At 70.0% G+C, this 12,014-nt stretch carries 10 protein-coding genes and 2 pseudogenes; 11 read left to right on the top strand and 1 reads right to left on the bottom strand.

Annotation, left to right across the window (positions count from 1 at the left end; all coding sequences use genetic code 11):
* Nucleotides 1-32: 32 nt before the first annotated feature.
* The 7 genes and pseudogenes from AC1RRR_RS15960 to AC1RRR_RS15930 form a co-directional block, all read left to right on the top strand.
* Nucleotides 33-941 (top strand): annotated as a pseudogene (locus AC1RRR_RS15960) (PAS domain-containing protein); the annotation flags it as partial.
* Between the two features lie 42 nt (nt 942-983).
* A pseudogene (locus AC1RRR_RS15955) lies at nt 984-1,985 on the top strand (HWE histidine kinase domain-containing protein); the annotation flags it as partial.
* 102 nt (nt 1,986-2,087) lie between these two features.
* The gene (locus AC1RRR_RS15950; protein ID WP_492814563.1) at nt 2,088-2,717 is read left to right on the top strand and encodes a PepSY-associated TM helix domain-containing protein; all 630 of its coding nucleotides are present in this window, start codon (nt 2,088-2,090) and stop codon (nt 2,715-2,717) included.
* Nucleotides 2,718-2,731: 14 nt separating this feature from the next.
* Nucleotides 2,732-3,244, top strand: coding sequence for a DUF2271 domain-containing protein (locus tag AC1RRR_RS15945; RefSeq protein ID WP_492814562.1), 513 nt, complete (start codon nt 2,732-2,734; stop codon nt 3,242-3,244).
* Nucleotides 3,241-4,170 (top strand): DUF4198 domain-containing protein, encoded by a 930-nt coding sequence (locus AC1RRR_RS15940; RefSeq protein WP_492814560.1) that lies wholly within the window; start codon nt 3,241-3,243, stop codon nt 4,168-4,170. Before AC1RRR_RS15945 ends, AC1RRR_RS15940 begins: the two co-directional genes overlap by 4 nt.
* A 143-nt stretch (nt 4,171-4,313) precedes the next feature.
* Nucleotides 4,314-5,315 carry an FAD:protein FMN transferase gene (locus tag AC1RRR_RS15935; protein ID WP_492814559.1) on the top strand — a complete coding sequence of 334 codons (1,002 nt, stop codon included), beginning with the start codon at nt 4,314-4,316 and terminating at the stop codon, nt 5,313-5,315.
* Entirely contained in the window at nt 5,315-6,685 is a 1,371-nt protein-coding gene (locus AC1RRR_RS15930; protein ID WP_492814557.1) for a sulfite reductase subunit alpha, read from the top strand. Before AC1RRR_RS15935 ends, AC1RRR_RS15930 begins: the two co-directional genes overlap by 1 nt.
* On the opposite strand, the gene mobA is transcribed toward AC1RRR_RS15930, so the two are convergent.
* Nucleotides 6,682-7,188, bottom strand: a complete 507-nt coding sequence (mobA, locus tag AC1RRR_RS15925; RefSeq protein WP_492814556.1) for a molybdenum cofactor guanylyltransferase — start codon at nt 7,186-7,188, stop codon at nt 6,682-6,684. The two genes, AC1RRR_RS15930 and mobA, sit on opposite strands and share 4 nt — an antisense overlap.
* 88 nt (nt 7,189-7,276) lie before the next feature.
* Here mobA and xylR point away from each other — a divergent pair, with 88 nt between their 5' ends.
* From xylR to xylB, 4 genes are all read left to right on the top strand, one after another.
* A complete protein-coding gene (gene xylR / locus AC1RRR_RS15920; RefSeq protein WP_492814554.1) occupies nt 7,277-8,332 on the top strand; it encodes a transcriptional regulatory XylR in 1,056 nt (351 codons plus the stop codon).
* A gap of 251 nt (nt 8,333-8,583) precedes the next feature.
* Nucleotides 8,584-9,738 (top strand): fumarylacetoacetate hydrolase family protein, encoded by a 1,155-nt coding sequence (locus tag AC1RRR_RS15915; protein WP_492814552.1) that lies wholly within the window; start codon nt 8,584-8,586, stop codon nt 9,736-9,738.
* 16 nt (nt 9,739-9,754) lie between these two features.
* The gene (locus AC1RRR_RS15910) at nt 9,755-11,191 is read left to right on the top strand and encodes an aldehyde dehydrogenase family protein (protein WP_492814550.1); all 1,437 of its coding nucleotides are present in this window, start codon (nt 9,755-9,757) and stop codon (nt 11,189-11,191) included.
* 5 nt (nt 11,192-11,196) lie between these two features.
* The gene (gene xylB, locus AC1RRR_RS15905) at nt 11,197-11,943 is read left to right on the top strand and encodes a D-xylose 1-dehydrogenase (protein WP_492814549.1); all 747 of its coding nucleotides are present in this window, start codon (nt 11,197-11,199) and stop codon (nt 11,941-11,943) included.
* Nucleotides 11,944-12,014: the final 71 nt, after the last annotated feature.

The following is a 12,014-nucleotide window of genomic DNA, read 5'->3' as shown; positions in this document are numbered from 1 at the left end:
CCGCTTCCCAAGGGATTGAGCGTCCGTCGCGCATGTCCAGAGACGACAACGCCTTGCCGTCCTACCCGCCCCTGGAGCGCCGCGCGGTGTTCTCCAGCGCGATGGCCGACGCGGTTCCGATCCTGATCGGCTATGTCGACCGCGAGCAGCGCTACCGGTTCGTCAACCGCGCCTACGAGCGCTGGTTCGGGATCGAACGGTCGGAGATCGAGGGCCGCACCCTGCTGGAGGTGCTGGGCCAGGAAGCCTACGGCCGGCTGCGCGGCCACGTGACCCGCGCTCTGGCCGGCGAGAGCGTCACCTTCGAGGGCGAGGTCAGCTACCAGGCCGGCGCCCGCTATATCGAGGCCCAGTACGTGCCCGACATCGCCCGCAACGGCGAGATCCCCGGCTACTATGTGCTGGTCACCGACATCTCCGAACGCAAGCAGCAAGCCGCCGAGCTGGAGCGGATGCTGGTCGGCGAGCGGCGGCGGACGGCCCTGCTGGACCTGGGCCAGAAGCTGCGCGACGAGGCCGATCCGCTCTGCATCGCGCAGAAGGCCGCCCGCATGCTGACCGAGCAGCTGGGCGTGGGCCGCGCCGGCTATGCCGAGATGGACGTCGTCAATGAGGTGGCCGATATCGTCGCCGACGATGGCGGGGGCGATCGCAGCGTCGCACCGCTGAAGGGACAGCAGATCCGCCTCGACGACTTCGGCCCCTCGATGAGCGCCGACATGCGCGCGGGCCACGCGGTCACGGTCGGAGACATCGCGCTGGACCACCGCACCAACGCCCCCGACGCCCTGGAGGCCTATGCCGGCCTCGGCGTGCGGTCCTTCATGACCATCTCCCTGGTCAAGGCCGGGGTGCTGTCGGCCTATGTCTATCTCTCCCACCCGGAGCCGCGCGCGTTCCCGCCGGACGAGGTCGCCTTTGTCGCCGATGTCGCCGAACTGATCTGGACGGCCAGCGAGCGGGCCCGCTCGGACCTGGCCCTCAAGCGCGCCCAGGAGACCGAGCGCCTGCTGATCCGCGAAGTCGACCACCGCGCCAAGAACGTGCTGGCAGTGGTCCAGTCCCTGGCCCAGCTGACCCCGTTCGAGGACAAGGCCCAGTACGTCCAGGCGCTGTCGGGGCGCATCGGCTCGCTGGCCCGCGCCCACAGCCTGCTGTCGACCGCCCGATGGACCGGCGTCGACCTGCACGACCTTCTGCGGCTGGAGCTGGATCCTTACGGCATCGACGGCGAGGGCCAGATCGTCATCGACGGCCCGCCGGCCCTGATCGACGCCCAAGCCGCCCAGTCCCTGGCCCTGGTCATCCATGAGCTGGCCACCAACGCCAGCAAGTACGGCGCGCTCTCCCGGCCGCTGGGCCGCCTGAACGTCAGCTGGATCTGGGACGTCGGCGATGTGCTGCGCCTGATCTGGCGCGAGGACGCCGGCGCGCCCGTGGTCGCCCCCGCCCGACGCGGCTTCGGCTCGACCCTGATCGAGAGCGCGGTCAAGCAGGTGGGCGGCAAGGTCGAGCTGACCTGGCGTCCGCAGGGCCTGAAGGTCCGCCTGGACATCCTGAAAGGCGCCCAGCCCCGCGCGACGGAAGCCGCGCCCGTCTACCGCCCCGGCCTCTCCGCCGACGAGAGCCCCGCCCTGCGCGACCAGCGGGTGCTGGTGGTCGAGGACGAGGCCGTGGTGGCCATGGAGCTGACCCGCGTCCTGACCGCCGCCGGCGCCAAGGTCGTCGGCCCGGCCGGCACGATCGAGGAGGCCTTGCTCCTGCTGGACGACCAGCCGATCGACCGCGCCCTGCTGGACGTCAATCTGGGCGGCCGGCTGATCACGCCGGTGGCCTTGGCCTTGAGCCGCCGCCGCATCCCGTTCGTCTACCTGACCGGCTACCAGGAGCCCGACGTCGACGACGGCCCGATCCTGCGCAAGCCCGTGGCCACTAGCGCCTTGCTGGGCGCGCTCGCGAGAGGGGCGCCCGTCCCCGCGCAGTAGGCGTTTTAGCCCGTTCCGCCCCACGGCGCGTGTTGTGGCTTGAAATTGCAATTCGTTCTCAAGTAAGGACGAGCCTCCAACGCCAAGGTTCGTCAGTACGCCGTGAAATCCACCGCCGACCAGCATCGCCGCTCTTTCTGGCTGAAGCAGCTGCACCAGTGGCATTGGATCAGCGCGGCGGTGTCCCTGATCGGCATGATGCTGTTCGCCATCACCGGCATCACCCTGAACCACGCCGGCCAGATCGAGGGCAAACCCGTCGTCGTCTCGCGCAAGGCGACCCTGCCGCCCGAGCTGCTGGCCGTGCTGGCCAAGGGTCCGGAAGAGGGCAAGCGCCCCCTGCCCGTGCAGCTGGAGCCCTTCCTCGACAAGGCCGTCGGCGCCGACGTCGCGGGCCGCGAGGGCGAGTGGTCGGCCGACGAGGTCTATGTCGCCTTGGCCCGTCCGGGCGGCGACGCCTGGGTGTCGATCGACCGCGAGACCGGCGCCGTCGAGCACGAGAAGACCACGCGTGGCGCGGTGTCCCTGCTCAACGACCTGCACAAGGGCCGCAACACCGGCAAGGCCTGGGCCTGGTTCATCGACGTGTTCGCCGCCGCCTGCGTGATCTTCACCGTCACCGGCCTGATCCTGCTGCAGTTCCACGCCCGCGCCCGGCCGCTGACCTGGCCGCTGGTCGGCCTTGGTTTGGCCGCCCCGCTCATTCTGATCATCCTGTTCGTCCACCTTTAGAGGCAGAGACTCCCGTGAAGCGTTCGATCTCCCTGCTCACCTTCGCCGGCGCCGCGATTGGCGCCCCGGCCATGGCCGCCGACCTGAACGTCACCGTCGAGGTGCCGAAGCTGACGGTGGCCGAGTACCACAAGCCCTATGTCGCCATCTGGATCGAGAACCCGGCCGACAGCACCGCCGCCGGCACCCTGGCGGTCTGGTACGACGCCGACTCCAAGGAAGACCACGGCACCAAGTGGCTGAAGGACATGCGCCAGTGGTGGCGCAAGGCCGGCCGCGAAATGAGCTTCCCGGCCGATGGCGTCTCGGGCGCCACCCGCGCGCCCGGTCCGCAGACCGTGGTCTTCGCCGGTTCGAAGGGCGCGCTGAAGGCCCTCAAGCCCGGCGCCTACAACCTGGTCGTCGAAGCCGCTCGCGAAGTCGGCGGCCATGAGGCCGTCCGCGTGCCGTTCACCTGGGGCAAGCCGGGCAAGGCCACCGCCAAGGGCGCGACCGAACTGGGCGCCGTCACCGTTTCCGTGAAGTGAGAAAAGCCATGACCTTCAAGAAGCGCCTTCTGGCCGTCGCCGCTGTCGGCCTGGCCCTCGCACTGCCGATGTCGGCCTCGGCCCACCGTGGCTGGATGGTCCCGTCGTTCACCAACCTGTCGGGCGAAGGCGCGTGGGCGACCATCGACGCGGCCGTGTCCAACGAGCTGTTCCACCCCGACCACCGCCCCATGCGCCTGGACGGCGTGCAGGTGCTGGCTCCGGACGGGACGCCGGACAAGATCCAGAACAGCGTCACCGGCCAGCTGCGCTCGGTGTTCGACGTCCAGCTGAGCAAGCCGGGCACCTACAAGATCTTCACCGCGACCAATTCGGTGATGGCCAGCTACACCGAGGGCGGCGTGGTGAAGCGCTTCCGTGGCTCGGCGGAAGACTTCGCCAAGCAGGTCCCGGCCGGCGCCGCCGACCTGAAGGTCATCAAGATGGCCAGCCGCAACGAGACCTTCGTCACGCGCGACAAGCCGAACACCGACGCCCTGAAGCCGACCGGCAAGGGCCTGGAACTGGTGCCCGTCACCCACCCGACCGACGTGGTGGCCACTGAGCCGGCGACCTTCAAGTTCGTGCTGGACGGCAAGCCGGCCGCCGACCTGGAAGTCACCTTCGCCCCCGGCGGCCACCGCTGGCGCGCCAATCCGGGCGAGATCAAGCTGAAGACGGGTCCCGACGGCGCGGTGAAGTTCACCCTTCCGGAAGCTGGCATGTACTGGGTCAACGCCACGGTCCGCTCGGGTGAGACCGGTCGTGGTCCGGGTGGTCCGGGCGGTGGCATGGGCGGCGGCCAAGGCGGTCCGGGTGGCGGCGCTCCGCCGGCGCCGGGCGCGGCCCCTGCTCCGGCCCAGCCGCTGGCCGGCAACGGCCAGAGCGCCAGCTACACCGCCGTGATCGAAGCCCAACGGCCGTAAGCAAAGCTCCCTTCCCCCTTGGATGGGGGAAGGGTCGGGGATGGGGGTGGCGCCGCGTCAGGACCCAGCGCCATCCCCACCGCCGCATCACCCCCAACCCTGCCCTTCCCCCATCAAGGGGGAAGGGTTCGATCTGGTTGCCAATGCCCCGCGTCCTCGTCCCCGCCCTGACCACGCCGCCTGCCCGCCCCGTCGGCGGCAGCGTGCGCGCGTTTGGCGGCGCGACCATGGGCACGACCTGGTCGGTGAAGGCGGTGTTGCCGGCCACCACCGACCTCCCGGCGCTCGAGGCCATGGTTCAGCGCGCGCTCGACGCCGTGGTGGCCGAGATGAGCCCGTGGGAGCCGCTGTCGGACCTGTCGCGCTACAACCGCAGCCCGGCCGGGAGCTGGACGACGCTGCCCGCCGCGACCGCCACGGTCCTGCGCCGCGCGATCGACGTGGCCGAGCAGACCAACGGCGCCTTCGACCCGACCCTGGGCGCCCTGACCGACCTCTGGGGCTTCGGCCCCCGCCCATTCTCCGGTAGCCCGCCCGAAGCCGAGGCCATCGCCCCGCTGCGCGACGCCGGCGGCTGGAAACGCCTGACGCTCGATGGTGACGCCCTGTTCCAGCCGGGCGGTCTGCGCCTGGACCTCAACGGTATCGCCAAGGGCTTCGGCGTCGATCAGGCCGCCGCCGCGCTGGATCGCGCCCAGGTGAAGAGCTACCTCGTCGAGGTCGGCGGCGAATTGCGCGGCACGGGCGCCAAGCCCGACGGCCAGCCCTGGTGGGTCGAGCTGGAACGCCCGACTTCCCTCGGCTTTGGCGCCAACGACGCCGAGCACACCGTCGTCGCCCTGCACGACCTGGCCGTCGCCACCTCGGGCGACTACCGCCGGTTCTTTGACCATGGCGGCCAGCGCTACGCCCACACCCTGGACCCGGCCACCGGCGCGCCCACGACCAACGCGATCGTCAGCGTCACAGTGCTGGCCAAGGACTGCATGAGCGCCGACGCCTGGGCCACGGCCCTGACCGTCATGGCCCCCGACGCGGCCCTGGCCTTCGCCGCCGAGCGCGACCTGGCGGCCCTGATCGTCAGCCGAGGATCCGCCGGTCTTGAAGAGCGCCTGTCGCCGGCCCTGCGGGCGATGCTGGACTGATGCTCGATTTCTCCGTCCTTCCGCCTGAGACTCGCCGCCTAATCGAGGCCGGCGCCGTGGCCGGGATCTACGCCCTGTTCTGCGCCGGCATCGCGGTGCGCGAGGCTCTGCGCACCGCCGCCGTCCGCCGAGAAGCCAAGGCCCTGTCGCAAGGCGCTGGCGAGCCCGTGCTGGTCGCCTTCGCCAGCCAGACCGGTTTCGCCGAAGAGCTGGCCAACGCCACCGCCAAGGCCCTGTCGGAAGCCGGCGCCCCGGTCACCCTGCGCGAGCTTTCCGCCGTCACCGCCGCGGACCTCACCGGTCGCGCGCTGTTCGTGGTCAGCACCACCGGCGAGGGCGACGCCCCCGACCCAGCCCGCGCCTTCATCCGCGACGTGATGAAGGACGGTGCCGACCTGTCGGCCCTGCGCTACGGCGTGCTGGCTCTGGGGGACTCGACCTACACCGAATACTGCGCCTTCGGCCGCTCGCTGGACGCCTGGCTGGCCCATTCGGGCGCGACCCCGCTGTTTGACCGCGTCGAGGTCGACGACGGCGATCCGGCCGCCCTGCGCCACTGGCAGAGTCAGCTCAGCGTGCTCACCGGCGTCAGCGACGCGCCCGACTGGAGCCGCCCCGCTTACGGCCGCTGGACCCTGGCCGAGCGCACCCTGCTCAATCCCGGCAGCCCTGGCGGCGAGGCCTGGCACATCCGCCTGGTCCCGACGGACGACGCGACCTGGCAGGCCGGCGACATCCTGGAAGTCGGTCCTCGGAACGACCCGGAGCTCCCGCACCGCGAATATTCGATCGCCTCGCTGCCCAGCGACGGCGCCGTCGAGCTGATCGTCCGCCTGACGAACCGCGCGGACGGCCAGTTGGGCCTGGGCTCGGGCTGGCTGTGCCGCCTCGCGGAGGTCGGCCAGACGATCGACGCTCGCGTGCGGACCAACCGCAGCTTCCACGCCCCGGACGCCAACCGCCCATTGATCCTGATCGGCTCGGGCACCGGCTTGGCCGGCCTGCGCGCCCATCTGAAGGCCCGCGCCGCCGCCGGCGTGCGCTGGAACTGGCTGGTCTTCGGCGAACGCACCAGCGCCCACGACTACTTCCACCGCGCCGAGATCGAGGGCTGGAAGGCCTCGGGCCTGCTGGACCGCGTGGACCTGGCCTTCTCCCGCGACCAGGAGAGCCGCCTCTACGTCCAGCACCGCCTGCGCGCGGCCGCCGACATCCTGCGCCGCTGGGTCGCCAACGGCGCGGCGATCTATGTCTGCGGGTCGCTGGAAGGCATGTCGCGCGATGTCCACGCCGTGCTGGTCGAGGTGCTGGGCGCCGAGATGGTCGAGCGCCTGGCCGACGAAGGCCGCTACCGACGCGACGTCTACTAGCGCAGCGCCTCGCGCTCCTCCGGCGTATTGGCGCCGCGCAGCCGCGCCAGCGCGCCCTCCGGGACCGGCAAGGCCACCAGCCCCGCCCGCTCCACGAACCGCCGCAACGGCCAGCCCGCCTGCGCATCGACGGGGATCGCGCTGGCCTCCACCACCATCGGCACGGGCAAGCCCTCGTAGTAGCCGCCAACCGCCAGCAGCGGCGCCAGGTCCTCAGGCCTCAGGGTCGGCGCATCCACGGCCAGCACCAGCAGCCGCTCGCAGCCCAGCGCCCGCGCCCCGGCCAGCACCCCGCCGACCGGGCCCGCCCCGGCCTCGTCATCGGCAACCCACGGCAAGCTCAGATCCGCCCCAGCCGTGACCAGCGCCTCAGCGCCAACGGCCCGCGCCAGGGCCGCCACCCGATCCACCGCCCGCACGCCGTCCCAGTCGAGCACGGCCTTGTCGCGCCCCATCCGTCGGGAACCTCCACCGCACAGAATGATCGCGCCAAGCATGGTCATGCCCGCGTCTTAGCAGGATTTTCCACTCCTCTTCCAAGCTGCGCCCGAAGCGGTCTAGTGTCCGCCCCGCAAAGGGACGGAAAAAAGAATGAGCCAGCCTGCCGAGCGCCAGCGTCGTCGCACGACCCAGAGCGCCACGATCCGTGACGTCGCCGCGCGGGCGGGCGTGTCGCCCATGACCGTGTCGCGGGTGATCAATCGCGAGAGCACGGTCAAGGAAGAGACCCGCGCCCTGGTCGAGAAGGCCATCGCCGACCTCAACTACGCCCCCAACCCCGCCGCCCGCAGCCTGGCCGGCAGCGCCCCCTTCCGCATCGGCCTGCTCTACGACAACCCCTCGACCGGCTACCTGTCGGAATTCCTGGTCGGGGCCCTGGACGAGAGCAGCCGCACCGGCGCCCAGATCGTCATCGAGAAGTGCGCCGAGCCCGAGCTGGCCGGCGCCACCCTAACCCGCCTCCTGAAGACCGGCGTCGACGGCCTGATCCTGCCGCCGCCGCTGTGCGAGTCGCCCCAGGTCCTGGCCGAGGTGAAGGCCGCCGGCGCGGCCGCCGTGGCCGTGGCGCCGGGCACGACCAGCACCGACATGGCCACCATCCGCATCGACAACGAAGCGGCCGCCTACGAGCTGACCCAGCACCTGCTGAACCTGGGCCACAAGCGCTTCGGCTTCATCAAGGGCCACCCCAACCAGACCGTCAGCCAGCAGCGCCTGGACGGCTTCATGGCCGCCCTCAAGGCCGCCGGGATCCCGATGGAGGACATCCGGGTCGAGCAGGGCTACTTCACCTATCGCTCGGGCCTGGAAGCGGCCGAGAAGCTGATGGCCCATGAGCCGCGCCCGACCGCCATCTTCGCCGCCAATGACGACATGGCCGCCGCCGCCGCGGGCCTGGCCCATCGTCTGGGCCTGGACGTGCCGGGTGACGTGTCGATCGTCGGCTTCGACGACACCTCGATCGCCGACAACATCTGGCCGGCCCTGACCACCGTCCACCAGCCGATCGCCGCCATGGCCCGGGCCGCCGTCGACCTGGTCCTGGAAGAAATCCGCCGCCATCGCGACGGGGGTGGGGAGCCGAGGCAGCTGATGCATCCGCACACGCTGATCGTGCGGGATTCCAGCGGGCCGGTGAGCGAATAAGACGCTCGCGCCTCGAAACCTCCTCCTTCGACAAGCTCAGGATGAGGTTTCGACTGAAGCGCAGCGACAAGTCGTCCTCATCCTGAGCCTGTCGAAGGAGGAGGACGGCCCCTCCCCGCTGGGTTTCCCAAAATTGGTCAGACAACGTGCTTGCGGCCTCGACATGTTAGCGCTACCAAGCATTTGACGAACGAGCGCCGCCGATAGTTGTCGGCAGCCTTGAGACGCTCGAACAAAGGGGAGACGACGCCGTGGGCGTGAGTGAATTCCTTCCGGAAGACTGGAAAGACGCGACTCTGCTGGGTCGTATCGACTTCGGCGATGGCCCGACGCCCGTGCTGGTGCGCGGCGGCCGCGTCGAGGATGTCTCGAAAATCGCCCCCACCGTCGCCGATCTGATGAACGCCTTCGGCCCCGGCGCGGCGATCCCGCGTGGCGAGGACAAGGGTCCGCTGGAAGCCCTCGACATCCGCCCGGTGTGGGAAGACGCCGACGGCGCGGCGGCCGTGAAGCTGCTGGCCCCCGTCGACCTGCAGGTGCTCAAAGCCGCCGGCGTGACCTTCGCCGTCTCGACCCTGGAGCGAGTGATCGAAGAGCGCGCGCGCGGCGACGCCGCCGCCGCCCTGCAGATCCGCGAACAGCTGTCGGCCAGCATGGGCGGCGACCTGAAGAGCGTGAACCCGGGCTCCGACGGCGCCGAGCGCCTGAAGCAGACCCTGATCAAGGACGGCCTGTGGTCGCAGTACCTCGAGGTCGCCATCGGTCCCGACGCCGAGATCTTCACCAAGGGCCCGACCCTGTCGTCGATGGGCTGGGGCGACCATGTCGGCGTCCGCTATGACAGCCACTGGAACAATCCGGAGCCGGAAGTCGTGCTGCTGTGCGACGGTTCGGGCCAAATCCGCGGCGCTTCGCTGGGCAACGACGTCAACCTGCGCGACTTCGAAGGCCGCTCGGCCCTGCTGCTCAGCAAGGCCAAGGACAACAACGCCTCGTGCGCCATCGGCCCGTTCTTCCGCCTGTTCGACGACGCCTTCTCGCTGGATGACGTCCGCTCGGCCGAGGTCACGCTGAAGATCACCGGCCGCGACAACTTCGTGCTGGATGGCCACAGCAACATGAGCCTGATCAGCCGTGACCCCGCCGTGCTGGCCGGTCAGGCGTTCGGCAAGCAGCACCAGTATCCGGACGGCTTCGCCCTGTTCCTGGGCACCATGTTCGCCCCGATCCAGGATCGCGACACCGCCGGTCAGGGCTTTACGCACAAGGTCGGCGACCGCGTCCGTGTCTCGACCGCCAAGCTGGGCGTGCTCGAGAACGAAGTCACCACCTGCGACAAGGCCCAGCCGTGGACGTTCGGCATCTCGGCCCTGATCCGCAACCTGGCCGGCCGCGGCCTCCTCTAATCCGAAAGACACCGCGATGACCGACACCCTGCGCCACTACATCGGCGGCGAACGCGTCGCTTCGGACGCCCCGACCCAGAGCCTGAACCCGTCGAACACCAACGACATCGTCGCCCAGGTTCCGAACGGCGGCTCGGCCGAGGTCGACGCCGCCGTCGACGCCGCCAAGAAGGCCTTCCCCTCGTGGTCGGAAGCCTCGCCGGAAGTCCGCTCGGACCTGCTGGACAAGGTCGGCAGCACCATCATCGCCCGCAGCGCCGACATCGGTAAGCTGCTGGCCCGCGAAGAAGGCAAGACCGTCGCCGAGGGCGTCGGCGAGACCGTCCGCGCCGGCCGCATCTTCAAGTACTTCGCCGGCGAAGCCCTGCGCCGCCACGGCCAGAACCTGGAAAGCACCCGTCCGGGCGTCGAGGTCCAGACCTATCGCCAGGCCGTCGGCGTGTTCGGTCTCGTGACCCCCTGGAACTTCCCGATCGCCATCCCGGCCTGGAAGGCGGCTCCGGCCCTGGCCTTCGGCAACACCGTGGTGATCAAGCCGGCCGGCCCGACCCCGGCCACCGCCAACGTGCTGGCGGATATCATGCAGGAATGCGGCGCTCCGGCCGGCGTGTTCAACATGCTGTTCGGCCGCGGCGCGATGGGCGACGCCCTGATCAAGCACAAGGACGTCGACGGCGTCTCGTTCACCGGCTCGCAGGGCGTGGGCGCGCAGGTCGCCGCCGCCGCCGTGGCCCGCCAGGCCCGCGTGCAGCTGGAGATGGGCGGCAAGAACCCGCTGATCATCCTGGACGACGCCGACCTGGAGCGCGCCGTCGCCATCGCCCTGGACGGCTCGTTCTACGCCACCGGCCAGCGCTGCACCGCCAGCTCGCGCCTGATCGTCCAGGACGGCATCCACGACAAGTTCGTGGCCCTGCTGGCCGAGAAGGTCGCCGCCCTGCGCGTTGGCGATGCTCTGGATCCCAACACCCAGATCGGCCCGGCCGTCTCCGAAGACCAGATGGAGACGAGCTACAAGTACATCGACATCGCCAAGGGCGAAGGCGGCCGCCTGGTCACCGGCGGTGATCGCCTGAAGCTGGACAATCCGGGCTGGTACGTGCAGCCGACCCTGATCGCCGACACGCAAGCCGGCATGCGCATCAACAACGAGGAGGTCTTCGGCCCCGTCGCCTCGACCATCCGCGTCGGGTCGTACGAGGAAGCCCTGGAGATCGCCAACGGCGTCGAGTTCGGCCTGTCGGCCGGCATCGCCACGACCTCGCTGAAATATGCGCGCCACTTCCAGCGCCACGCCAAGGCCGGCATGACCATGGTCAATCTTGCCACGGCCGGCGTCGACTACCACGTGCCGTTCGGCGGCACGAAGAGCTCCAGCTACGGCGCCCGTGAACAGGGCTTCGCGGCGGTCGAGTTCTTCACCCAGACCAAAACCTCCTACTCGTGGTCGTAAGCAGCATGTCGTCAGCTATCTACCCCAGCCTGAAGGGCAAGCGCGTCGTCATCACCGGCGGCGGCTCGGGGATCGGGGCCGGCCTCACCGCCGGCTTCGCGCGCCAGGGCGCGGAAGTGATCTTCCTGGACATCGCCGACGAAGACTCCAAGGCGCTGGAGGCCGAGCTCTCGGGCTCGGCCATCCCGCCGGTCTACAAGCGCTGCGACCTGCTGAACCTGGACTCGATCAAGGCGGTGTTCGCCGAGATCGGCGACGTCGACGTGCTGGTCAACAACGCCGGCAATGACGACCGCCACAGCCTGGGCGATGTCACGCCGGCCTATTGGGACGAGCGGATCAACGTCAACCTGCGCCACATGCTGTTCTGCACCCAGGCCGTCGCGCCGGGCATGGCCAAGCGTGGCGGCGGCGCGGTGATCAACTTCGGTTCGATCAGCTGGCACCTCGGCCTCGAAGACCTGGTTCTCTACGAAACCGCCAAGGCCGGCATCGAGGGCATGACCCGGGCTCTCGCCCGTGAGCTGGGTCCTGACGACATCCGCGTCACCTGCGTGGTGCCGGGCAACGTCAAGACCAAGCGCCAGGAGAAGTGGTACACGCCGGAAGGCGAGGCCGAGATCGTCAAGGCCCAGTGCCTGAAGGGCCGCCTGGTCCCGGAGAACGTCGCCTCGCTGGTGCTGTTCCTGGCCTCGGACGACGCCAGCCTCTGCACCGGCCACGAGTACTGGATCGACGCGGGCTGGCGCTGATCGGCCAAGCCGCTAACTGGCAAGGCCGTTCGACGAAAGGAGGACTTCCCTGGAGGCCCTCCCCGTCCTAT

The sequence above is a fragment of the Caulobacter sp. GW821-FHT12D05 genome (assembly GCF_058807295.1).
The sequence above is the reverse complement of the archived record's forward strand: the minus strand, read 5'-3'. Positions and strand labels throughout refer to the sequence as shown.

What these genes read in the sequence shown, in the direction of transcription:
- AC1RRR_RS15910 (WP_492814550.1), top strand. Translation starts at nt 9,755, where the DNA reads ATGACCGACACCCTGCGCCACTACATCGGCGGCGAACGCGTCGCTTCG.
- xylB (WP_492814549.1), top strand. Translation starts at nt 11,197, where the DNA reads ATGTCGTCAGCTATCTACCCCAGCCTGAAGGGCAAGCGCGTCGTCATC.
- mobA (WP_492814556.1), bottom strand. Translation starts at nt 7,188, where the DNA reads ATGACCATGCTTGGCGCGATCATTCTGTGCGGTGGAGGTTCCCGACGG.
- xylR (WP_492814554.1), top strand. Translation starts at nt 7,277, where the DNA reads ATGAGCCAGCCTGCCGAGCGCCAGCGTCGTCGCACGACCCAGAGCGCC.
- AC1RRR_RS15935 (WP_492814559.1), top strand. Translation starts at nt 4,314, where the DNA reads ATGCCCCGCGTCCTCGTCCCCGCCCTGACCACGCCGCCTGCCCGCCCC.
- AC1RRR_RS15930 (WP_492814557.1), top strand. Translation starts at nt 5,315, where the DNA reads ATGCTCGATTTCTCCGTCCTTCCGCCTGAGACTCGCCGCCTAATCGAG.